General features: G+C 35.2%; 26 protein-coding genes. 25 read left to right on the top strand and 1 reads right to left on the bottom strand.

Annotated elements, in window-relative coordinates:
* The first annotated feature begins 86 nt into the window (after positions 1–86).
* From ACP5P5_RS10020 to ACP5P5_RS09955, 14 genes are all read left to right on the top strand, one after another.
* A complete protein-coding gene (locus ACP5P5_RS10020; RefSeq protein ID WP_428285970.1) occupies positions 87–1,469 on the top strand; it encodes a cytochrome ubiquinol oxidase subunit I in 1,383 nt (460 codons plus the stop codon).
* Position 1,470: 1 nt separating this feature from the next.
* Positions 1,471–2,505 carry a cytochrome d ubiquinol oxidase subunit II gene (gene cydB / locus ACP5P5_RS10015; RefSeq protein WP_428285969.1) on the top strand — a complete coding sequence of 345 codons (1,035 nt, stop codon included), beginning with the start codon at positions 1,471–1,473 and terminating at the stop codon, positions 2,503–2,505.
* Positions 2,506–2,630: 125 nt separating this feature from the next.
* Positions 2,631–3,827 (top strand): FAD-dependent oxidoreductase, encoded by a 1,197-nt coding sequence (locus ACP5P5_RS10010; RefSeq protein WP_428285968.1) that lies wholly within the window; start codon positions 2,631–2,633, stop codon positions 3,825–3,827.
* 170 nt (positions 3,828–3,997) lie between these two features.
* Positions 3,998–4,801, top strand: coding sequence for a sulfite exporter TauE/SafE family protein (locus ACP5P5_RS10005; RefSeq protein WP_428285967.1), 804 nt, complete (start codon positions 3,998–4,000; stop codon positions 4,799–4,801).
* Between the two features lie 81 nt (positions 4,802–4,882).
* A complete protein-coding gene (locus tag ACP5P5_RS10000) occupies positions 4,883–6,301 on the top strand; it encodes an MBL fold metallo-hydrolase (RefSeq protein WP_428285966.1) in 1,419 nt (472 codons plus the stop codon).
* A 24-nt stretch (positions 6,302–6,325) separates the two neighbouring features.
* Positions 6,326–6,607, top strand: a complete 282-nt coding sequence (locus ACP5P5_RS09995; RefSeq protein ID WP_428285965.1) for a rhodanese-like domain-containing protein — start codon at positions 6,326–6,328, stop codon at positions 6,605–6,607.
* 10 nt (positions 6,608–6,617) lie between these two features.
* Positions 6,618–6,926, top strand: a complete 309-nt coding sequence (locus ACP5P5_RS09990) for a rhodanese-like domain-containing protein (RefSeq protein WP_428285964.1) — start codon at positions 6,618–6,620, stop codon at positions 6,924–6,926.
* Positions 6,927–6,945: 19 nt separating this feature from the next.
* Positions 6,946–7,203, top strand: coding sequence for a hypothetical protein (locus ACP5P5_RS09985; protein ID WP_428285963.1), 258 nt, complete (start codon positions 6,946–6,948; stop codon positions 7,201–7,203).
* Positions 7,178–7,384 carry a DUF6132 family protein gene (locus ACP5P5_RS09980; protein WP_428285962.1) on the top strand — a complete coding sequence of 69 codons (207 nt, stop codon included), beginning with the start codon at positions 7,178–7,180 and terminating at the stop codon, positions 7,382–7,384. The genes ACP5P5_RS09985 and ACP5P5_RS09980 overlap by 26 nt, the downstream gene beginning before the upstream one ends.
* Before the next feature lie 46 nt (positions 7,385–7,430).
* The gene (locus ACP5P5_RS09975; RefSeq protein ID WP_428285961.1) at positions 7,431–7,691 is read left to right on the top strand and encodes a heavy-metal-associated domain-containing protein; all 261 of its coding nucleotides are present in this window, start codon (positions 7,431–7,433) and stop codon (positions 7,689–7,691) included.
* Between the two features lie 11 nt (positions 7,692–7,702).
* Complete coding sequence (locus ACP5P5_RS09970; RefSeq protein WP_428285960.1) at positions 7,703–7,888, top strand: hypothetical protein; 186 nt, start codon at positions 7,703–7,705, stop codon at positions 7,886–7,888.
* Positions 7,889–7,923: 35 nt separating this feature from the next.
* Positions 7,924–8,277, top strand: a complete 354-nt coding sequence (locus tag ACP5P5_RS09965; RefSeq protein ID WP_428285959.1) for a DsrE family protein — start codon at positions 7,924–7,926, stop codon at positions 8,275–8,277.
* 35 nt (positions 8,278–8,312) lie between these two features.
* Entirely contained in the window at positions 8,313–9,758 is a 1,446-nt protein-coding gene (locus ACP5P5_RS09960; protein WP_428285958.1) for a hypothetical protein, read from the top strand.
* A gap of 78 nt (positions 9,759–9,836) precedes the next feature.
* Positions 9,837–10,811, top strand: a complete 975-nt coding sequence (locus ACP5P5_RS09955) for an NAD-dependent epimerase/dehydratase family protein (protein ID WP_428285957.1) — start codon at positions 9,837–9,839, stop codon at positions 10,809–10,811.
* Here the strand turns inward: ACP5P5_RS09955 and ACP5P5_RS09950 are convergent, their stop codons facing one another.
* Positions 10,812–11,759, bottom strand: coding sequence for a UDP-3-O-(3-hydroxymyristoyl)glucosamine N-acyltransferase (locus ACP5P5_RS09950; protein WP_428285956.1), 948 nt, complete (start codon positions 11,757–11,759; stop codon positions 10,812–10,814).
* A 486-nt stretch (positions 11,760–12,245) separates the two neighbouring features.
* Here ACP5P5_RS09950 and ACP5P5_RS09945 point away from each other — a divergent pair, with 486 nt between their 5' ends.
* From ACP5P5_RS09945 to ACP5P5_RS09895, 11 genes are all read left to right on the top strand, one after another.
* Positions 12,246–12,839 carry a pseudouridine synthase gene (locus ACP5P5_RS09945; protein ID WP_428285955.1) on the top strand — a complete coding sequence of 198 codons (594 nt, stop codon included), beginning with the start codon at positions 12,246–12,248 and terminating at the stop codon, positions 12,837–12,839.
* Positions 12,840–13,052: 213 nt separating this feature from the next.
* The gene (lysS, locus tag ACP5P5_RS09940) at positions 13,053–14,573 is read left to right on the top strand and encodes a lysine--tRNA ligase (protein ID WP_428285954.1); all 1,521 of its coding nucleotides are present in this window, start codon (positions 13,053–13,055) and stop codon (positions 14,571–14,573) included.
* A gap of 117 nt (positions 14,574–14,690) precedes the next feature.
* On the top strand, positions 14,691–15,065 hold the full coding sequence (locus tag ACP5P5_RS09935) for a DoxX family membrane protein (protein WP_428285953.1): 375 nt from the start codon (positions 14,691–14,693) through the stop codon (positions 15,063–15,065).
* A 141-nt stretch (positions 15,066–15,206) separates the two neighbouring features.
* Positions 15,207–16,019 (top strand): LPS export ABC transporter ATP-binding protein, encoded by an 813-nt coding sequence (lptB, locus tag ACP5P5_RS09930; RefSeq protein WP_428285952.1) that lies wholly within the window; start codon positions 15,207–15,209, stop codon positions 16,017–16,019.
* Positions 16,020–16,068: 49 nt separating this feature from the next.
* Complete coding sequence (locus ACP5P5_RS09925) at positions 16,069–17,592, top strand: GH3 auxin-responsive promoter family protein (RefSeq protein WP_428285951.1); 1,524 nt, start codon at positions 16,069–16,071, stop codon at positions 17,590–17,592.
* Positions 17,593–17,676: 84 nt separating this feature from the next.
* Positions 17,677–18,432: a 3-oxoacyl-[acyl-carrier-protein] reductase gene (fabG, locus tag ACP5P5_RS09920; protein WP_428285950.1), complete on the top strand. Its 756-nt coding sequence runs from the start codon at positions 17,677–17,679 to the stop codon at positions 18,430–18,432.
* Positions 18,433–18,524: 92 nt separating this feature from the next.
* On the top strand, positions 18,525–18,821 hold the full coding sequence (locus ACP5P5_RS09915) for a hypothetical protein (RefSeq protein WP_428285949.1): 297 nt from the start codon (positions 18,525–18,527) through the stop codon (positions 18,819–18,821).
* Positions 18,822–18,950: 129 nt separating this feature from the next.
* Positions 18,951–20,525, top strand: coding sequence for a SulP family inorganic anion transporter (locus ACP5P5_RS09910; RefSeq protein ID WP_428285948.1), 1,575 nt, complete (start codon positions 18,951–18,953; stop codon positions 20,523–20,525).
* Between the two features lie 136 nt (positions 20,526–20,661).
* A complete protein-coding gene (gene can, locus ACP5P5_RS09905) occupies positions 20,662–21,294 on the top strand; it encodes a carbonate dehydratase (protein WP_428285947.1) in 633 nt (210 codons plus the stop codon).
* Positions 21,295–21,309: 15 nt separating this feature from the next.
* Positions 21,310–22,992 carry an ATP-binding cassette domain-containing protein gene (locus ACP5P5_RS09900; protein ID WP_428285946.1) on the top strand — a complete coding sequence of 561 codons (1,683 nt, stop codon included), beginning with the start codon at positions 21,310–21,312 and terminating at the stop codon, positions 22,990–22,992.
* On the top strand, positions 22,989–24,353 hold the full coding sequence (locus ACP5P5_RS09895; RefSeq protein WP_428285945.1) for an HlyD family secretion protein: 1,365 nt from the start codon (positions 22,989–22,991) through the stop codon (positions 24,351–24,353). The genes ACP5P5_RS09900 and ACP5P5_RS09895 overlap by 4 nt, the downstream gene beginning before the upstream one ends.
* The last annotated feature ends 10 nt before the right edge of the window (positions 24,354–24,363 follow it).

The raw sequence follows: 24,363 nt of genomic DNA, 5'->3' as shown, positions 1-24,363 counted from the left end.
GTATTCAATAACTTTGCTACATTGTTTTATCCTGCATTTTCTAAACGTATTTGCATTCATTTAATTTCATAAATTATTTCAATAATATGGATTTAGAATTACTTTCCCGAATACAGTTTGCATTTACCGTTGCATTTCATTATATATATCCACCGTTAAGTATTGGGTTAGGCGTGGTATTGGTTGGGTTTGAAGGGTTGTATTTAAAAACAAAAAACCCGCAATATGCCCAACTGGCCAGGTTCTGGATAAAAATATTTGCCCTTATTTTCGGCATTGGCGTTGCAACCGGTATTGTAATGGAATTTGAATTTGGCACCAATTGGGCCACCTATTCTCGTTTTGTGGGCGATATCTTTGGCAGTGCGCTGGCCGCTGAAGGCATTTTTGCTTTTGCATTAGAGTCAGGCTTTTTAGGGGTGCTGTTATTTGGTTGGAATAAGGTTTCTCCCAAAATGCATTTTTTCTCTGCTTTAATGGTTACATTGGGTTCTATGTTCTCTGCTGTGTGGATTGTGGTAGCCAACTCTTGGCAACAAACCCCCGCAGGGTATCATTTGGTGGGGCATGGCTTAACTGTAAGGGCCGAAGTAACAGACTTTTGGGCTATGGTTTTTAATCCTTCTTCTGTAGATAGATTATTACATGTGTGGGTGGGCGCATTTTTAGCAGGATCTTTTCTGGTGTTAAGTGTTCATGCCTATTATTTGTATAAAAACAAACATGTTGAACTTTCAAAAAAGGCTTTTAAAGTAGCTTTAGCTATTGCAACTGTGTCGGCTTTACTGCAACTTTTTTTAGGCGACCGATCTGCAAAAGGAGTAGCCGTTAACCAACCTGCTAAATTAGCTGCATTTGAGGGGCATTATGATAGTTTAGCGGCTGCCGATATGTACTTGTTGGGCTATGTTAATAATAAATCTGAATCAGTTACCGGCCTTAAAATTCCCGGTGGATTATCTTTCTTAATAAATGGTGATTTTACTACTCCGGTAAAGGGACTAAGATATTTTAAACCGGAAGACAGGCCTACAGCTGTAAATTTTGTTTTTCAAACCTACCATTTTATGGTTGCTATTGGTTTATTGCTGATTGCGTTAACATTGTATGCCTCTTTTTTACTGTGGCGTAAACAATTATTTCAAAAAAAATGGTTGATGCTGGTGTTTGCTTTTGCTGTTTTATTGCCTGAAATGGCTAACCAGTTAGGCTGGTATTCGGCCGAAGTGGGGCGGCAACCTTGGGTGGTATATGGTTTATTACGCACAAGCGATGCTTTATCTAAAGCCGTTAAAGAAAATGAAGTGTGGTTTTCACTAATATTATTTACCCTTTTGTATCTGTTGCTTTTTGCTTTATTCATTTATTTATTGAATAAAAAAATACAGCATGGACTTGATGATGCTGAACAAAATTTAGTAGATGCCATGCCTACAGCAACTAAACGCGATAACCCTTTAATGCATTAATATGGAAACTTTTTTAGGTATTGAATTATCCACCTGGTGGTTTGCAATTGTAGGTGCGGTATTTACCGGTTATGCAATTTTAGATGGCTTTGATTTGGGTGCCGGCGCCATTCATTTGTTATTTAAAAAAGAGGAAAGCCGTCGCATTGCTTTAAATGCCATTGGCCCGGTGTGGGATGGTAATGAAGTATGGTTGGTAATTGGCGGTGGTGCATTGTTTGCTGGTTTCCCCGATGTGTATGCAACTATTTTTTCGGCCTTTTACCTTCCTTTTATGCTGTTTTTGGTGTTGCTGATTTTAAGAGCCATATCTATTGAGTTCAGAAGTAAAGAACCCATGTTGTGGTGGCGTAAATTATGGGATGTATTGTATTCCGCTTCTAGTTCACTTATTGGTTTTTTGTTAGGTGTAGTATTGGGTAATTTAATTATTGGTTTGCCGATAAATGAACATTTTGAATACACCGGTAACTTTTTACAGTTATTAAATCCTTATGCATTATTAACAGGTGCTACAACACTTTCCTTATTTGCAATGCATGGCTCAATTTATTTGGTAATGAAAACCGAAAAGCGATTATATACCAAACTATCTTTAATGGTGCACGATACCAGTAGGGTATTTGTGGTATTTTATATGCTGCTCACCATTGTTACTTTGGTATACTATCCACACATGGCCAATACCATTAAACGTTACCCCTTCTTAATTGCTGTTCCGGTAGTTACCGTATTTAATACGATTAATACACGACGCCTATTGGAAAATGGGAAGTATTTGTTGGGCTTCTTTTCTTCTGCACTAACAGTAGCATTGTTGCTCATAACTTTTGCCATGAACTTATATCCCAATATAGTGCGTTCCACCATTAATCCTTTGTATTCCCTAACAGTGCATAATGCTTCTTCATCTCCGCGTTCACTGGGTATTATGCTCATTATTGCAGCCATTGGGGTACCCATTATTGCCATCTATACTAGTTTTGTGTTCTGGACCTTTAAGGGGAAAGTAAAATTGGATGAAAATAGCTATTAGTAAATTTACTTGTTAGTGGACATAGCCTATAGGTTTGATAGACTAATATAAAAATAATTTTATGTGATATTTGTCACATATTGTTATCTTGTATTGCATTATTTTTCATTTAAAATAACATTGCTATGCCAGTAAAACATCAAATTGTAATTGTTGGTGGCGGAAATGCGGGCATTTCTGTTGCCAGTAAATTATTACTAAAAAATAAGCAATTAGATATTGCTATTATTGACCCCGCTGAAAAACATTATTACCAGCCCGCATGGACTTTGGTAGGCGGTGGTGCATTCAATATTAACGACACTGTTCGATCTGAAGCTTCTGTAATGCCCAAACAAGTGCATTGGATTCAACAAAAAGTAAATGCTTTTTTACCCGACGTCAATAAGGTAACGTTAGATGATGGTTCAGAGGTGGAATACGAATTTTTGGTGGTTGCACCGGGTATTCAATTAAATTGGAGTGCAATTAAAGGCTTAACCGAAACTTTAGGAAAGAATGGTGTTTGTTCAAACTACAGTTTTCAAACAGCCAATTATACTTGGGAGTGTATTAAAAACTTTAAAGGAGGGAGAGCCATTTTCACCAATCCAAACACGCCGGTAAAATGTGGTGGAGCCCCTATGAAAATTATGTTTTTAGCCACCGATTACTTTAGAAAACATGGTTTGTTAAATAAAACACAAGTAGAGTATTGGAGCGGTGGTACCCGCTTATTTGGTGTTGAAAAATATGAAAATACTTTAAAAAAAGTAGCTTCCAGAGGCAACATTAAGACCCAGTTTTTTGTTAGATTAGATGAAATTGATGGCCCTGCCAAAAAAGCCAAATTTGTAGGTTTTGGTGAGCAAAATAAAGATGAAGAATATTGGGTAAATTTTGATATGATACACGTTACCCCTCCACAAAGTGCTCCTGATTTTGTACGAAATAGTCCTTTAGCAAATGCTGCCGGTTGGGTTGATGTTGATAAAAACACTTTACAACATGTAAAGTATGCAAACATCTTTTCATTAGGTGATGCATCAAGTTTGCCCACATCTCGTACGGGGGCTGCTATTCGTAAACAAGCACCTGTTTTGGTGCAGAATTTGTTGTCGCTAATGAATGCAAAACCTATGACCGCATCTTATAATGGTTATACTTCATGTCCTTTAGTAACGGGTTACGGCAAATTGGTATTAGCTGAATTTGATTATAATAATCAACCCATGGAAACGTTTCCTTTTGACCAAAGTAAAGAAAGATGGACAATGTGGATTTTAAAAACAAAGATTCTTCCTTGGATGTATTGGCATAAAATTTTACCTGGTACTGCATAATCATTTACCTTTTTAATCAGGAGTCTTAGTGTTTATTTCATAGGCTCCTGATTTTAAACAAAATAACAAGTTAAAAATATTTTTATTTTATTCCATTTGCGGATAAGTGTGATACTTGTCACTGTATATAAGCCGCCTAATGAGCAATTTTACCAATAAATTTATTATCAATGCATCCTGTCTTTGGTTATTTAGCATCTGCCTTAATAGGTATATCACTCGGTTTAATTGGTGGTGGTGGTTCTATACTAACGGTACCGGTTATGGTATATTTGTTTAGTGTAAATCCGTTATTAGCAACCTCCTATTCATTGTTTGTTGTAGGCTCAACAAGTTTGGTTGGTGCTTATAATAGTTATAAACGTGGTTTAGTAAGCATTAAAACAGGATTGTTATTTGGTATTTCATCAATTGCAACGGTTTATCTTACCCGCAAATATTTTATTCCGGCTATACCTAAAAAAATTGCTACCATTGGTTCATTTGTTATTACGGAAAACATAATGACCATGGTGTTGTTCGCCATATTAATGGTGGTAGCTTCCTTGTCAATGATGCGCAGTGGAAAAAAGAAAGAAACAACCGATGTTGTTTCCGACAAAAAAATAAATATTCCTAAATTGTTGGTTTACGGCATTGGCATTGGTTTTATTACGGGTTTATTAGGTGCAGGCGGTGGATTCTTATTAATTCCTACTTTGGTATTGTTGGTAGGGTTACCTATGAAGGAGGCCGTTGGTACCTCATTATTTATCATTGCATTAAACTCATTAATTGGTTTTACCGGTGATTTAGGGCATTTTGACATAGATTGGAAGTTTTTAATTGTCGTTACCATCATTGCTATTGTTGGCATCTTTATTGGCGGATGGTTAGGGAAAAAAATTCATGGTGATAAATTAAAAAAAGGCTTTGGTTGGTTTGTTTTAATAATGGGTATTTACATTATTGTTAGAGAATTGTGGTTACACTAAAAAATTAACTGATGTGTGTGATTTGTATCACCAATGGCATAAAATCAATTTACTAATTTTATCATTTTAAAAAATGCGCTTATGATAGTTGAACAAATTTATACCGGTTGCTTAGCACAAGGTGCTTATTATATTGAAAGTGAGGGTGAAGCGGTAATTATTGATCCACTTCGCGAAGTGGAGCCTTATATTCAAAAGGCTGAAAGAAATGGGGCTAAAATAAAATATGTTTTAGAAACTCATTTTCATGCCGATTTTGTTTCAGGTCATTTAGACCTTTCTAAAAAAACAGGAGCACCAATTGTTTATGGCCCGAATGCACAACCTGCTTTTGATTTTTATAGTGCCAAAGATGGTGAAGAATTAAAAGTAGGAAAAGTAACCATTCAGGTGCTGCATACTCCCGGACATACTATGGAAAGTACTTGTTATTTATTAAAGGATGAAAACGGAAAGCCTACTGCGTTATTTAGTGGCGATACATTGTTTATTGGTGATGTAGGCCGTCCCGATTTAGCTCAAAAAGTAAAAGCAGATTTAACACAAGATAAACTGGCTTCTCATTTATTTCATTCATTGCGTCATAAAATTATGCCTTTACCCGATGATGTAGTGGTATATCCCGCACATGGCGCCGGAAGTGCTTGCGGAAAAAATATGAGCAAAGAAACTACCGATACATTAGGTAATCAAAAGAAAACTAATTATGCTTTGCGTGCCGATATGACCGAAGCTGAATTTATAAAAGAAGTAACCACGGGATTGGTAGCACCACCTGCCTATTTCCCATTAAATGTAATGTTGAACATTCAAGGCTATGAAAGTATTGATAAAGTATTGCAACGTGGTCAACATGCACTTTCACCGGAAGCTTTTGAAGCTGCAGCCAATGAAACAGGTGCCATTGTGTTAGATACCCGTAATGCACAAGACTTTGCTAAAGGCTTTATTCCTAACTCAATTAATATTGGTATTGATGGCAACTTTGCACCTTGGGTTGGAGCTATGATTCCTGATATTAAACAAGAAATATTATTGGTTACCGATGAGGGCCGTGAGGAAGAAGTTATAACTCGTTTGGCTCGTGTAGGATATGATTATACTATCGGGTATTTAAAAGGCGGATTCAATGCCTGGAAAGCTGCTGGTAAAGAAATTGATACCATCCTTTCTATTTCTCCTGAGGAATTGGCTGAGAAAATGAAAGAAGAAGAGGTAAATATTTTAGATGTTCGTAAAAACAGCGAATATTTAAGTGAACATATCATTAATGCAGAAAATGCACCGCTTGATTTTATTAATGACAGTATGAGCTTAATTGATAGAAACAAAACCTATTATGTACATTGTGCCGGTGGGTACCGTTCTATGATTTTTAATTCAATATTAAGAGCTCGTGGGTTTGATAATTTAATTGATGTGCAAGGTGGATTTTCTGCTATTAAAGCTACCGGCTTATTCCCGGTAACCGATTATGTTTGTCCTAGTACTTTATTATAAACCAAAAAATCAACAACAACAATTATGTCGTCTCTAAAAGAAATCGTTAATCATGCACAAACCAGTATTGTAGATGTGCGTACCATAATGGAATATCAAAGTGGCCATGTTGAGGGAGCTGTTAATATTCCATTAGATGAAGTGCAAAGCAGAATTAGCGAGTTTGAAAAAATGCCTAAACCTATAGTAGTTTATTGCCGTAGTGGTGCACGTAGCGGAATGGCTATGTCTATTTTAAAACAATCCGGTATTAATGAAGTGTATAACGGAGGTGGATTGGCTGATATGCAAATGCTGATAAACTAAAATTGAAATTATGTTATCATTCTTAAAGAAAATTTTTACAGGGAAAAAAGTTGATTTTCGCGAGTTGCAAAGCAAAGGCGCAATTATTATAGATGTTAGAACACCAGCAGAATTTAAAACAGGTCATATAAAAGGGGCCATTAATATTCCTGTTGATCAAATTAAACAAAAGTCTGCTGAATTAAAGAAGAAAAACAAGCCCATTATTACTTGTTGCCGCAGTGGCGCCCGCAGTGGTATGGCTAAATCTGTTTTAGCTGCCGCCGGTGTTGAAGTGTATAATGGTGGTGCCTGGTTTATGTTAGAAAAAAAATTATAGTGCTCTTAAACTTTTTGTCATGTTAGAACAATTAAAATACGGTTGGAATTTTATGCGCATTATTCGTTTGGCTATTGCAGGCTTTGCAATAGTTCAAGCATTTATATCGCACGATTGGTTATTAGGTATTTTTGGAGGCGTAGTGGCTTATATGGCTTTGGCTAACATTGGCTGTTGTGGTGTTGGTGGCTGTAATACCAATTTTACACAACGTAAACCTATTGAACAAAATAAAACCGAGGAGGTGATTTATGAAGAATTGGATGCGCAGAAATAAGCTTCACATTGTCGGTGCCATAGTAGGTGGTGTTGCAGGATATTTGTATTATTATTTCATTGGTTGTGCTTCAGGTACTTGCCTAATTACTTCCAAACCGATTAATAGCACCTTGTATTTTGCAATGATGGGAGCACTTGTTTTTGGTATGTTTAAAAAGCCAACACCCAAAACCACATAAGCATAAACAAATCGGTAATTTTTTTTCAGCTTTTATTCTTTGTAGTATGTTAACCTCTTTTGATACTCGAGTACAAAATATTAAATGCAGTGGTTGTGTTAACACTATAGAAAAAAACATAGGTGCTATGCCGGGTGTACAGCATGTTTCAGTGAGTCAGGCAACCGGCATGGTATCTATAACAGGTGTAGGGTTAAACCCAACTGTATTAAAGGAAAAGTTGGCTGCATTAGGTTACCCACCCGAAGAGAAGAATAATTTATTTAAAAAAATGAAGACCCGTATTCAATGTGCATTTAAACAATAAAACTCGTTATTATGGAAATGAATATCACTCAAATAGACACTACTACTTACGAGCAAATTAAAACTGCTATTACAAGTAAGGATAGTGTGGTAGGTATTGATGCAGTGCATACGCATATTCTTATCATTAATAAGTTAATGCAAATTGAAGAACAGTTGCAACAAATGCAAAAGCAGTTAAATAATTTGCCTCGTTAAGTTTTCTGAATAAGTTTTAATACACAATTTCCCGTATGCACTCTTATAAAGTAGTTTTTCAGCTAACCTCGAACGATGAAGCTGTATATAAAAGTTTACTCTCTCAAATTAATAACTTACTAAATGCTATGCCCAATGAAGTTAGCGTAGAAGTGGTTTGTCATGGGCGTAGCAATAGTTTTTGTGTGCAGGAAAATAATTCGTTTATACCACAAATACATGCATTAGTGCAAAAAGGTGTGCAAATAAAAGTATGTCAAAATATGCTGCATGCTAATGGCATAACTCCACAGCAATTGGTGCCACAAATTGATATTGTGCCTGCCGGAATTGCCGAATTAGTAAAGCGCCAGCATGAAGGCTGGGCATATATTAAAGCTGGATTTTAGTGTGCGCAGTCGCCGGCAGATGATCTAACAACTATATGTGTAAAAAATTATATGCTATTATCGGACTTTGTTTCTCGCAATTAGTAATGGCAAATGCTGCTGTACCAACTGCAGATGCAAGTTTATGGTGGGCTGATGATGATACAACAGGCATAGCTGTTGATAAAAAAGATACCTCTAATCTATTGTATGCTTTTAAAAAAGGAACAGTTGAAGGTAGGTTCCGATATTTTTTTATGTCGGCCTTAAATGAGGGACAATTGACTGATTATTATGCCAACGCTTTTGGGGGTGGTATTAAATACCAAACAGCACCGTTCCATCACTTTCAATTGGCATTGGGCGGATTTTATACTTTCAACCTAGGCTCCTCTAATTTAGCCAAGCCCGATTCAATTACCGGTTCACCCAATCGATATGAAATAGGGTTATTCAACATTCAAAACCCTTCCAAAACAAATAATTTGTATAAGCTGGAATACTTTAATCTCAGCTATCAATTTAAAAACTTTAAAGCAATATTGGGTAAACAATTGTTGCAAACGCCCTTTATTAATCCACAAGATGGTCGTATGCGCCCAAGTTTTGAGGATGGCTTCTATGTTGAATGGAGTAATCCTAAAAATAAATGGCAGGGAGGTTGGCTTTACAATATGTCGCCCCGTAGCACAATCGAGTGGTTTTCGGTAGCCAACTCCATTGGTTGGTATGCACAAGGGGTAAATACGGATGGAACTGCGGCTAACTATCATGGTAATTTATCTTCAGCCGGTATTGGATTATTGGGGTATACGCATCAATTCAATACTGCATTTTCCATAAAAGGTTGGAATATGTTTGTAGAGAATATATTTAATTCCTCTATGCTTGAGTTGAATTATAATAACACAACTCATACTACAAATGCGTCATTTATTCCCTTAGCAGGATTACGGTTGATAGCGCAACAAACAGTTCATGATGGCGGAAATGTTAATCCGCACAATGCTTACATGCAAAAGGATAATAGGGCCTATGTAGTATCTGCCAGGGTGGGAATAAAAAATGCGCAATGGTTCACAGCACTTAATTATACGCGTATTGCCAACAATGGCCGATACTTAAATCCGAGAGAATGGGGAATAGAACCTTTTTATACCTTCATGTATCGCGAACGTAATGAAGGCAATGCCAATGTAAATGCTGTTATGTGGAATATGCAGTGGCAAATGAAAAAACAACCTTTAAAAGTAGAAACGCAGTTGGGATATTTTGCTTTGCCCGATGTAAAAAATGTGGCGGATAATAAATATGGTATGCCTTCGTATGCACAACTCAATATTGATGTGAAATACCATTTTACCAAACAGCTTTCAGGTTTTAATGCAGAGTTCTTGTATGTTTATAAAAAGGGTTATGGAAATTCCTACAATAATCCCAAATACGTCATTAACAAAGTAAACATGTCGCTGCTTAATTTAATTCTCAATTATTCTTTCTAAAATTTGTTCGGGGAAAAAAAATTTTTGTACTTTTCATTTTCAATCAAATGAAATTTTTTTTAATTAATAAAAGCTGCTATGATTTTAGTAACCGGAGGTTCGGGCTTGTTAGGCTCGCATTTAATTGAAGAGTTACTGCGCAGAGATTTTTCTGTAAAAGCTATTTATCATAAAAATATACCACCACATTTAGCCAATAAATTAGAATGGGTGCAAGCAGATATTTTAGATGTTCCTGCTTTAGAAGCTGCTATGGAAAATGTTGATCAGGTATACCATTGTGCCGGCTTGGTTTCATTTAATCCTGCTATGAAAAAAATGCTGCACAAGGTAAATGTTGAAGGAACAGCCAATGTGGTAAATGTATGTATTGACAAGAAAGTGCAGAAGTTAATACATGTTAGTTCTGTTGCTGCATTAGGCCGATTACGTGAAGGTAAATTAATTTCTGAAAGAATGAAATGGAGTATGGCCACCAGTAACAGTGAATATGGTAAAACAAAATATTTGGGTGAAATGGAAGTGTGGCGTGGTATTGGTGAGGGGTTAAATGCAGTTATTATAAATCCATCTATGATATTGGGTGCAGGCGATTGGAATACTGGCACCACGGCTTTTTTCAAAAAAATATACGATGGGTATCCTTGGTATACCGATGGTACCAGCGGTTTTGTTGATGTGAAAGATGTTGTTAAAGCCCTATTGATTTGTATGCGTGGTACCTGTAATAAAGAACGGTTTATTATTAGCAGCGAAAATAAAAGTTATAAAGAAGTATTTACCAGTATTGCCAATTGCTTTGGCAAGAAGCCGCCACATTTAAAAGTAACACCATTTATTGCAGAAATAGTTTGGCGAGTTGAAGCTTTGAAAGCTTTGTTTACGCGAAAAGAGCCCATGATTACGAAGGAAACAGCAAAAACTGCTTTAACGAAAGTTCGTTTCGATAATTTTCGCTTTTTAACCTATGCAGTAAATTTTGAGTATACACCTATTGATAAAGCTATTGAACGTATTTGCGCTGAACTGAAAGAAAAATACAATTTAGTCTAGTTAGCTTTCCATTACTTTTTTCCATAATTCCGGTATGCGTTTAATCCATACCAACTCTCTACGTTTCACGGAAGCTTCTTGTGTTGGGGTTCCCCAATATACTTTATTGCCTTCTAAATCGCCGGGTACACCACCTTGTGCTAACACTACTGCATTCTGACCAATGGTTAATGTTTTGCTTACACCTACTTGCCCCCATAAGGTTACTCCATCTTCTATAACAACAGCACCGGCAATACCAACTTGCGCAGCAAATAAACAGTTTTTACCAACAGTGGTATCATGCCCAATATGTACTTGGTTATCAATAATGGTACCCATGCCAATACGTGTTTCGCCGGTTACACCACGGTCAATAGTACAACCTGCACCTATTTCTACATTATCTTCAATAACAACATGCCCACAACTTTTCATTCGTTTAAACCATGCAGGTCTGTTCTTCTTGGTATTGTAATAAAATGCATCACTGCCAATTACAGTGCCTGCCTGAATAACAACATTGTTACCAATGATACAATCATCGCCAATGGTAACATTGGGATGAATAATAGTGTTGTTGCCAATTACAACATTGTTGCCAATATAACAATTAGGCATAACAACCGAACCTTCGCCAATTTTTGCAGAGTCGCTAATTGGTTTTGCAGAAGGTGTGAAAGGTTTAAAATAATCTACAATTTTTAAATATGCTTCAAATGGTTGTTCAGTATATAGTAAAGCCTTTCCTTCAGGAATGGTAACGTCTTTGCTATTAATGATAATTACATTGGCAGCACTTTGTAAACAGGTGTTATAATATTTTGGATGATCAACAAATACAATATCGCCCGCTTCAACTTTGTGTATTTCATTAATGCCGGTTGGTGTAATTGAAATATCGCCAACAATTTCTGCTTCAACTAAATTAGCCATCCATTGTAAGGTAACAGGCGTAGGAAATTTCATAATTACTGTAATTTGTATAAAAAAGCAAAGGTAGTTTCCGTTTCTTAAAAAAAAATTTTATTGCACAAAATGCTGCTGTATTCTGTAAAATAAATATTTAGAATTCTTTTATTGATTTGTATAATTTTCAATTAACAAAAATATAAATGCTTTGAAATGCACTGTTCATCAATATTTCAGCACATGAATAAATATTTATTTCAAAAAACAACTGAAATGGTTTTTGCAATTTGGCATAAAAACAATATCCGTAAGTTATGCGCTATTCACAATTTTAAAAAAAATGTGAATAAAATAGTTTGCATTTTTTTTTGTATTGGAAAAAACTCTTTATAATATTGTGGTGGGAATTTTATATTCCCGTACTTACTAACCCATCCATATATAAAGTCCCGCTCTAGCGGGATTTTTTATTGCCTTGTTTACAATAAAAAAAATTGTGTAAGTCGTAATTGTTAATAATGTAAAATTTCTTTTTTTAAATTCATGAAACCTACTGTTCATCAATATTTCATTGTATATAAACCTTTTCAGGTATTATGTCAGTTTACTTCAACCGAAGGGAAGTTGTGTTTGAAAGATTTTTTTTCTGTTCCACAAAATGTTTATCCGATAGGTAGGTTAGACTATGATAGTGAAGGTTTATTATTATTAACCAATGATGCAAGTTTGAATAAAAAAATTCTAAACCCTCAATCAAAATTGGAAAAAGAATATTGGGTGCAAGTTGATGGCGCCATAACCATGGCTGCTATTCAACAATTACAAGAAGGTGTTTCTATTAATGTTGATGGTGCTAAATATACTACTAAACCTTGCCAAGCAAAATTAATTCAGCAGGTTCCTGACATACCTGAACGTATACCACCTATTCGATTTCGGAAAAACATTCCAACTTCATGGTTGTCATTAATAATAAAAGAAGGGAAAAATAGACAGGTACGTAAAATGACTGCTGCGGTTGGTTTTCCTACATTGCGGTTATTGCGTTACAGAATAGGCGCTATAACATTAAATAACCTTTTGCCGGGTGAAATGCGTGAGTTAACCCATGCAGAAGTAATACAACTTTTAAAATAAAAGTTACATTATGTAGTGTTACATATAAATATTGTTGTCTTTATAGGATTAGTTATTTCATTAACTGCTTATAGGGTTACTAAAAATTAAAAGTTTTCAGCTTTTGTCTTGTATACAGCGCAATTTAAAATAATCTAATAAGTGTAATAAGCTTAAAATGCATAACAGCTTTGTACTTAGCGCTTATCTTTGCAACCATTAATTGTATATAAAATGAATACACACCTGAGTGAACAAGAAATTATTCGCCGCGAAAAATTAGCCAAATTAAAAGCAGCAAGCATAGAACCTTATCCTGCTGCGTTGTATCCTGTTACCCACTATTCAGCCGATATAAAAGCCAACTTTACTGAAGAAAACAAATCAGCGTATGAGCAGGTTTGCGTTGCAGGAAGAATAATGAGTATTAACGATAAAGGAAAAGTTTTCTTTATTAAAATTCAGGATAGTAAAGGCCTTTTTCAATTATATGTAAAGCGCGATGATATTTGCCCTGGCGATGATAAAAGTTTTTGGGACAATGTAATTAAACATGGTATAGATTTAGGAGATATTATTGGCGCTACCGGTTTTGTATTCATAACAAAAACCGGTGAAATTTCATTGCATGCACAAACCATTACCCTTCTAACAAAATCATTAAAACCTTTACCGGTTGTTAAACGGGATGATGAGGGAAATGTATATGACGAAGTAACTGATCCGGAGTTTAGGTATCGCCAGCGTTATGTTGATTTAATTATAAATCCAACTGTTAAAGAAACTTTTGAACAACGAACCAAACTCATTAATACCATTCGTGCATTTTTAAATGAGCGTGGTGCTTTAGAAGTAGATACACCTGTGTTGCAACCTATACCCGGCGGTGCTGCTGCAAAACCTTTTATTACGCATCACAATGCTTTGGATATTCCTTTGTATTTACGTATAGCCAACGAATTATATTTAAAACGATTAATTGTAGGTGGGTTTGATTGGGTATATGAGTTTAGCCGCAACTTTAGAAACGAGGGTATGGATAGAACCCATAATCCGGAATTTACGGTATTGGAATGGTACACTGCTTTTAAAGATTATTTCTGGATGATGGAAATTACGGAGCAGCTTATGGAAAAAATTGCGCTGGCATTGCATGGCACTACCGAAGTTCAGGTTGGCAACACAACCATTAATTTTAAAGCACCCTATAAACGCATTAGTATTTTTGATGCCATTCAGGAAAATACCGGTATTGATATAAGTAATTTAGATGAAGCCGGTTTGCGCAATGTATGTAAACAATTACATATTGAGGTGGCTGATAATATGGGGAAAGGTAAATTAATTGATGAAATTTTTGGTGCCACAAGTGAACACAAATATGTGCAACCCACATTTATTATTGATTATCCGGTTGAAATGAGTCCATTAACTAAAAAACACCGTAGCAAAGCGGGTTTGGTGGAGCGTTTTGAATTGATGGTAAATGGGAAAGAAATAGCCAATGCTTACAGTGAACTAAATGATCCCATCGATCAGCGTGAACGTTTTGAAGAGCAACTGAAGTTAATGCAGCGCGGTGATGAGGAAGCCATGTATATTGATTACGATTTTTTAAGAGCGCTGGAATATGGTATGCCGCCTACTTCAGGTATTGGTATTGGTATTGACAGGCTTTGTATGTTAATGACCAACCAACCTTCTATACAAGATGTGTTGTTGTTTCCGCAAATGCGGCCTGAAAAAAACAGCTAGTTTAAAACCATTATAATAAGAAAATACTTCTGTTTCTGCAGAAGTGTTTTTTTGTGTATTATGCAAAATATCCAAAAATTATAGTACCTTTTCTACTTCGCCAAAATTACTATCTATATGAACAAAAACTTTGTTTCCCGAATTTCCAGTATTGGGTATGCCATCATCATGGCCATGTTTGGTATTAACCATTTGCGCATGGGCGAATCCATGAAGGGTTATGTACCAAATTATTTCCCGGCCCCGGTATTTTGGGTTTACCTAGTTGGCGTTGCACTAATATTAGCAGCAATTGCCATTATTATTAATAAAGTAACTCGTTTAGCTTGCTATTTGCTAGGAACCATGTTGGTATTATTTGTGCTGCTATTACACTTGCCAAGTATGACACATGCTGCCAACCCACAAATGCAGGCCTTGTCAATGACTATGGTATTAAAAGACCTTGGCCTAGCTGCAGGAGCATTTTATATTGGTTCGCACAATGAATAAAGTGCTTCGTTTGTGATTTTATATTCCCAACGCTTCGTTCGGGAATTTTTTATGTAAAGCTGAATCATAATCTTTCACTAAATCTGTAATTTATATGTTAGTTTATCATACAGCCGCTATTTTTGCGTTAAATCTTTCATATTGAGTTTAACCATACATACCGAGCAATTAGTTAAAAGCTACAAGGGCCGAACCGTTGTAAGTAAAGTAAGTGTAAATGTAAAGCAAGGCGAAATTGTTGGTTTATTAGGTCCAAATGGGGCAGGCAAAACTACTACTTTTTATATGGTGGTTGGGTTAATAAAACCCGATGAAGGAAAGGTATTTCTCGATACGATTGATATTACCAAGTTACCCATGTATAAGCGTGCACAAATGGGTATCGGTTATTTGCCTCAGGAAGCCAGTGTGTTCAGAAAATTAAGTGTGCAAGATAATATTATGGCAGTGCTGGAAATGACTAAGCTTACAAAAGCGCAACGTCAGGAAAAATTAGAGCAACTGTTAAACGAGTTTAATTTACACCATGTGCGCCATAACAATGGCGATAGTTTAAGTGGTGGCGAACGCAGAAGAACAGAAATTGCACGAGCATTGGCTGTAGATCCGAAATTTATTTTATTGGATGAACCCTTTGCAGGGGTTGATCCCATAGCTGTCGAAGACATTCAAACGGTAGTGGCCAAATTAAAATATAAAAATATTGGTATTTTAATAACCGATCATAACGTAAATGAAACCTTATCCATTTGCGATCGTGCTTACTTGCTTATAGAAGGCAAAATATTTAAACATGGTACTGCTGAAGAGTTGGCTGAAGACGAAAAAGTAAGACGCTTATATCTTGGTACCAATTTTGAACTACGCCGCAAAGATTGGATTATTGAAATGGAAAGAGATAATGCCCTGAAGCAAAATGCAGATGAAGGGTACACGAATGGGGTAGAAGAATAATCTTTTGTATATGTAATTTTTTGTTTAAATTGCTATCACCCCAATTTCAATGAAGTTACTTAGTCCTGCCATATCACGATTTGCCCGATTACGCAATTGGCGTATTGAACAATGGATGCAAAATCCCATTGCTACTCAGCGTGACGTTTTACAAGATTTGGTTACCCACGGACAGTTTACTGAATTTGGGCGTAAGTATGGAATGAATAATCTATTCACCATCAAAGAATTTAAGAAACGAATTCCCATTAACGAATACAATGATTTAAAACCCTACATTGAACGCTTAATGCAGGGCGAACAAAATTTGTTGTGGAATACGCCGGTTACCTGGTTTGCCAAAAGTAGCGGTACTACCAGCGATAAAAGCAAATTCATTCCCATCACGGAAGAAAGTTTGCAAAATTGCCATTATCAATCTGCTAAAGATGTTCTAAGCCTTTATTATAAGTTCAATCCCGATAGCGATTTACTAACCGGTAAGGGTTTAGTTATCGGAGGAAGTCATCAAATTAGCCCAATAAATGATGAAGCACAATATGGCGATTTAAGTGCCGTGCTTTTGCAAAACACACCCTTTTGGGCTTCCTTTATTCGTACGCCCGAACTATCTATTGCCTTAATGGATGAATGGGAACAAAAAATAGAACAGTTGGCTCAGTCAACAATACAAGAAAATGTAAGTTCTATTTCCGGAGTACCAACCTGGACTTTAATTCTTATAAAGCGAATATTAGAAATAACCGGCAAAAATACTTTGAGTGAGGTTTGGCCGAATTTAGAATTGTATTTGCATGGAGGCGTTTCTTTTATTCCTTATCGCGAACAATTCCAAAAATTAATTGGAAAGAATATTAGTTATTTCGATTTATACAATGCCAGCGAAGGTTTTTTTGCTGCACAAAATGATGCTAATGATGAAGGCATGCTGCTTTTTTTAAACCATGGTATTTTTTATGAATTTATGCCGGTAGAAGAATATGGCAGTAGTCAACCCCACACAATAGGTTTGCAGCAAGTTCAAATAGGCAAAAATTATGCACCCGTTATATCAACCAACGGGGGATTATGGCGTTACCTTACCGGTGATACCATACAGTTTACTTCCTTAAATCCATTTAAAATTAAGGTAAGCGGTCGCTTAAAACATTTTATTAATGCTTTTGGTGAAGAATTAATAGTTGATAATACGGATAAAGCCATTGCAATTGCCGCACAAAAAACCCATAGTGTTATTAATGAATATACTGCTGCACCGATTTATTTTAATGATGCTCATAATGGTGCACATGAATGGTTAATTGAATTTGAAAATCCTCCACATAATTTAGATTATTTTGCCTTTGAATTAGATTGTGCTTTAAAATCACTCAATAGCGATTATGAAGCAAAACGGCAGAAAGATATTGCATTGCGAATGCCTATTATTCGAATAGTTCAAAAAAATATATTCAATAATTGGTTAAGGCAAAAAGGAAAATTAGGTGGGCAGCATAAAGTGCCTCGCCTGGCAAATAATAGAATGTATGTTGATGAGTTATTGAAATTTATGCAGTATTCATTTGTACAATAACCTTATTTTTACCCCATCATCTTTTTTAAAAACATACAGTACCATGTAGGCATGGTACCATTAAATTTTAAACAATAAAATAATATGAAATTATTAGCAGGAAAAACAACCATTGTTACAGGTGCGGCTCGTGGTATTGGTGCTGCCATAGCTTTAAAATTGGCTGAGCAGGGCAGTAATATTGCTTTTACTTATGTTAGTGATAGTAGCACTGACAAAGCCAACCAGTTAGTTCAACAAATACAAGCAATGGGTGTGCAAGCTAAAGCGTACCAAACCAACGCAGCCGATTATGCTGCAACTGAAACATTCATCAATAGCGTGTTAAGTGAGTTTGGTAATATTAATGTATGTGTAAATAATGCCGGTATTTCTAAAGATAATTTATTGTTACGCATGAGTGCTGAACAATGGAACGATGTAATCAATACCAATTTAAATAGCATATATAATGTAACCAAACAAGTAATTAGGCCCATGATGAAAGCCAAAGCAGGAAGCATTATTAATATGAGTTCAATCATTGGTATTCGCGGCAATGCCGGGCAAAGTAGTTATGCTGCCAGTAAAGCAGGTATTATTGGGTTTACAAAATCAATTGCTGCCGAGCTAGGTAGTAGAAATATTCGTTGCAATGCTATAGCACCCGGTTTTGTTGAAACCGATATGACGGCTTATTTAAAAGAAGCCGATGCAGGTAATGCCTTTTTAAGTAAAATACCATTAGGCCGTTTTGGAAAAGCCGAGGAAATTGCCAATACTACTTTGTTTTTAGCCAGCGATTTAAGTAGTTATATTACCGGTCAGGTACTTAGTGTTTGTGGTGGGTTGAATATATAATTCTCTCATTTGCAGCCGGCTATTTTAAACTTTAGGAATTCTTCAACACATTCTTTTTTAATTTCTTTTTAATAAACACTATTTTCGCAGCGATGTTAAAACCACTCATCGCTGCTTTTTTATTATTTACCATATCCCTGCAAATATTACCTATTAAGCAGGTGGGTGCACTTTTGTTCAACAATGTAATAACTGAAGAGTTAGCACATGGAAATTGGGTTGAAAAAGATTCCATAAAAAAGTTCAATTCACTTTATAATCTTTTATACAATCCCAATCAACATATTTCCATCCTTTCGTTTAATGCATTAAACGTTTACATTTCCCGTTCAGAAAAATTGCCAATTCGGTTTAAGGCTGATATATTAGTGCCTCCTCCCAACGCTTAGTAGGCATATAATCCTGCTTAATGGAATTGTTCTCCAATTATAACCAATGGGGTATGCCATTTTGATGTATGCCTATAAGATTTCGCAACAACCAACATAAACTTTTTTAAAACATTAAAAGTTTTCAATATGAAAACATATTTTCATTCCTTAGGGAAAGATTTCCCTGCTGCTATTGTAGTAGTATTAATCGCTTTGCCATTATGCTTGGGTATAGCTTTGGCTTCCGGTGCGCCTTTATTTTCCGGTATTATTGCCGGTATTGTAGGGGGAATTCTAGTTGGTATATTGAGTGGCTCACAATTAAGTGTAAGTGGTCCGGCTGCCGGATTAACAGTAATAGTTGCTGCATCTATTGCTAAAATTCAATCGTACGAGGGTTTTTTACTGGCAGTGGTTATAGCAGGTTTGTTGCAATTGTTATTCGGTTTTTTAAAAGCCGGTATTTTAGGCGATTATGTGCCAAATGCGGTTATCAAAGGAATGCTTTCAGCTATTGGGTTGTTACTAATATTAAAACAACTACCACATTTAGTGGGTTATGATGCCAACTTCATGGGCAATGAATCATTCAAAGAAAAAAATACAGAAAATACCTTTACTGCATTTGAACATTTTGCTGCCAAAATTAATGAAGGGGCATTATTTATAGGTTTAATTTCATTAACCATTTTAATTATTTGGGATGGATGGGTTACTAAAAAAATTAAAAAAATTCAATTATTGCCCGGTGCATTAATTGCTGTTGTTGTGGCTACTTTTTTAAACGAATATTTTAAAACAGCCATGCCGAGTGTTGCATTGCAGCCAAACCATTTGGTATCATTACCTATAAGCGCTGAAGAAAAAGGCTTTCTTACATTTTTTACATTTCCCGATTTTACATTTATTGGAAATAAGCAAGTTTGGATAGCTGCCGTTACATTGGCTATTGTAGCATCATTAGAAACTTTATTGAGTATTGAAGCTGTTGATAATTTAGATCCCCTAAAAAGAGCAACACCTACCAATCGGGAACTGAAAGCGCAAGGTGTTGGAAATTTTATTTCCGGATTAATAGGTGGAATACCCGTAACCTCGGTAATTGTTCGCAGCTCGGCTAATGTTTATGCGGGTGCAAAATCTAAAACCTCAACTATTTTGCATGGTTGTTTGTTATTATTATTTGTATTGTTTATTCCTCAAATAATTAATCTAATTCCTTTAAGTGCCTTGGCTGCCATTCTAATTTTTACAGGCTATAAATTGGCTAGTATCGGAGTATTCAAGCAATTTTATAAAAAAGGATGGGATCAACTAATACCTTTTGTAGTAACTATTCTTGCTATATTATTAACCGATTTATTGGTGGGTATTTTAATAGGTTGTGTAGTAGCTTTATTCTCTTTAATCAGCAGTAATTTTCGCTCTGCAGTTATTGTAGTAAATGATACCAATAATTATTTAATACGTTTACAAAAAGATGTGTCGTATTTAAATAAGGCCATTATTAAACGTAAGTTGGAAGAAATACCTGAAAACGCATATGTATTAATTGATGTTACACGTGCTGATTTTATTGATAAAGATGTTATTGAAGAAATCAATCATTTTATGCAACATGCGCATCTTAAACAAGTAAAGGTTGAGGTGAAGAAAAGTAGACATAAAAGTATGCATCAGCTATTTAAAACACCTAATATTTCGAAGTTATCAGTTGTGTAATAAATAGTTGAAAAATATTTTTGAATTATTTTATAGGTATTCTTAATACGAACAGGTATTAAAACAATTATGTGTTATAACAATCAATATATATCTTTAACGCAATCATTGTTTCATCCCTTAAAAACATAAGTATATGCAAGCTTACCAACAACTATTACATAATAATGAAAATTGGGCAAAGAAAAGAGTAGAAGATGATCCTGAGTTTTTTTCTCGTTTGGCTCATATACAAAAGCCGGAATTTTTATGGATTGGTTGTAGTGATAGCCGTGTGCCTGCTGATATGATTACCGGAACGCAACCCGGCGAAATATTTGTACATCGGAATATTGCCAATATGGTAATACATACCGATGTAAACTTACTAAGTGTATTGGAATATGCGGTAAACCAATTAAAGGTAAAACATATTATTGTGTGCGGCCATTATGGTTGCGGTGGTGTAAGAGCAGCCATGACAAATCATAGTTTAGGCATCATTAATAAATGGTTGCGTAACATTAAAGACGTGTATAGGTTTCATAGAAATGAGTTAGATGCTATAAATAGTGAAGATGAACGTGCTAACCGACTTACTGAATTAAACGTACGTGAACAGGTAATGAATTTGGCTAAAACTTCTATCATTCAAAAAGCCTGGAAGTATGAACAAAAACCTCATTTGCATGGATGGGTTTATGGTTTAGCCGATGGTATCATACATCCCATTTTTGAAATGCCCGCCGGAACACATATTGATCCGCTATATGAATATGACGATTTGTAAATAAATTAAAAAAGCATGGCAAGCAACGTAAACATTTCAATATTAAGTGCAGTAAAAAAATTTTTTGAAATTTTAAAATTTGATAGAAAAGATATTTCCGCAATTTACTTTTTTGCCATTTTGGGTGGGTTAATTGCACTTTCTTTGCCATTAGGAATACAGTATATTATCACCTTTGTGCAGGCAAATAGTATTTCTGTTTCAATTGTTGTATTAATTACAATTGTACTAATTGGCGTATTTGTAAATGGGTTATTACAAATACGCCAAATGGAAATTATTGAAAAAATTGAACAAAAAATTTTTGTTCGTTATGCCTTTGAATTTGCTGACCGCATTCCTAAGTTTGATGTGGAGCAATTAGATCAATACCATTTACCCGAATTGGTAAACAGAATTTTTGATAGTACCGCATTAATAAAAAGTATCGAAAAAATTTTACTAGACATTCCCGCAGCCATAATTCAAATATTTTTTGGGCTGGTGTTATTGTCGTTTTATCATCCGGTGTTTATTGCATTTGGTGCTGTATTGGTAATTGTATTGGCTATTATAATTAAATATACATCGCCACGAGGTTTTGAAACTAGTTTAACTGCCAGCGACTACAAGTATAGTATTGCAGCTTGGTTGCAGGAAATAGCTGCAGAAATAAAAACTTTTAAGTATGCGAGAAAAACCAATATTCATATTCATAAAACGGATGAAGATGTAACCGGTTATCTTCTTGCTCGTACAAATCATTTTAAAATTTTAGTGATGCAATATTGGAGTTTTATATCCTTTAAAATTATCATTATTGCTACCATGTTAATTGTGGGTTCTATTTTGTTGGTGAACCAACAAATAAATATTGGACAGTTCATTGCATCGGATATTGTAATTATATTAATTATTAATTCAATTGAAAAATTGATTCAATCATTCGATAAAGTATATGACACACTTACATCGGTTGAAAAATTAAGTAAAGTAGTAAATGCACCCATTGAAACCGATGGCTCTGTGCATTTGCCTAATACCAATAAGGGTATGCAAATAGATATGAAGCAGGTTAATTTCCATTATGTTGATGGCAAATTGGCTTTAAAAAATATTAATCTGCATATACCTGCAGGCTCCTTGGTACAACTTTCAGGTGCATCTGGTTCTGGTAAATCATCTTTCTTGCGCTTATTAACAGGTGCTTTTAATAATTATTCGGGAAATGTTTTGGTAGATGATATGCCTATACACAACTATGTGCTGGCCGATTTACGTGGGCAAACAGGTATATTATTCGGACGGCAGGAGGTATTTAAAGGCACATTACTTGAAAACATAGCAATGGGTGATGATAGTATTACGCCACAAAGTATTTTACAGTTAGCAGAACAAATTGGATTTCATACTTACATTAATGATTTGCCTAATGGTTTGTACACACAAATTGATCCAATCGGTAAACGTTTTTCGCAAAAAGTAAGAAAAGACATTTTATTAATGCGTTCGTTAATTGGTAATTCTCGTTTGTTGTTATTGGAAGAGCCATGTTCGCACCGCTCTGAAAAAGAAATACAAATGTTAATTGAATTTTTACGAAATAAAAAACAAAATGCAACCATTATCATTACTACTGAACATGAAGTGATGAAGCATTTATTCGACATGTTTATTGTTTTACAAAATGGTGAAATTGTTTTAAACGAAGTGAAATGAACAATAAAAAATCAACCTACTTAAATATTGAGATAGAACGTGAATTAGCACAACATCCCTTTGAAGCGTTTAATGCTATTTATAAAATTCACAAAAGGAAATATATAAAAAAGTGGATTTTAGGCATTTTAGCCTTTTGTATAATTGTGCTTTTTTTACCGTGGACACAAAATATTCGTACCAAAGGCAAAATCACTACGCTTCGCCAGGAAGCAAGGCCACAACAACTGAATACCATTATATCCGGTAAAATTGTAAAATGGTATGTAAAAGAAGGTGATATGGTTCAGCAGGGCGATACTATTTTGCAATTAGGTGAGGTAAAATCTGAATACTTCGATCCTCAATTGTTGGAACGAACCCAGCAACAAATTATTGCTAAAAAACAAAGTATTGATGCATATAATGAAAAAGCGGCTACCGCTACTACGCAGGCAAATGCTTTACGTGAGGGAATGCAACTAAAGTTGGCTTCGTTGGATAATAAAATAAATCAACAACAACTAAAAATTGTTAGTGATAGTATGGATGTGTTGGCTGCTATCAATGATTTAAATATTTATAAGCGCCAAATAGAAGCCGCTAAAGTAATGTTAGATAGTGGAGTTATTGCCTTAACGGAATTTGAGAAACGTAAAGCCAACTATCAAACTGCACTTGCTAAAAAAACTAGTGCTGAAAATAAATTTTTGCAAAGCAAGCAAGAATTGTTGAATCTTAAAATTGAAAAAAATAGCACTGTACAAGATTACACTGACAAGATTTCGAAAGCAGAAGGAGATAAATTTAGTGCCTTTTCGCAAGCGGCATCAACTCAAGCAGATGTTAGTAAATTAGAAAATATTTACGCAAATTATGATATAAGAAATAAACTGTATTATATAACAGCACCACAGTCTGGGCAAATTACCAAGGCTAAAAAAGCAGGTATTGATGAAGTGGTAAAAGAAGGCGACATGATTGTTGAAATAGTTCCGGCTATTCGGAATTATGCGGTAGAAATGTTTGTATCACCAACAGATATTCCACTTGTTTCTAAAGGACAAGATGTTGCCCTAATTTTTGATGGTTTTCCGGCTATTGTCTTCAGTGGTTGGCCACAATCATCCTATGGAACTTTTACAGGAAAAGTTGCCGCAGTTGAAAACAATATTAATACAAATGGGAATTTCAGGGTTTTAATTGCCCCAGATACAACTAAGCGGAAGTGGCCTGCTCAATTAAAATTGGGAGGTGGTGCCAAGTGTATTGCATTGCTTAAAAATGTACCCGTTTATTATGAATTGTGGCGGACGATTAATGGATTTCCGCCGGAATATTATACCGCTGAAAACAATACCGATAATTATAAAAGTAAGTAGTAGAAAGTAA

The organism is Hydrotalea sp., assembly GCF_049968455.1.
Taxonomy (GTDB): Bacteria; Bacteroidota; Bacteroidia; order Chitinophagales; family Chitinophagaceae; genus Hydrotalea.
Note: the sequence above shows the minus strand (reverse complement) of the source record. Positions and strands in the feature narration are given on the sequence as shown.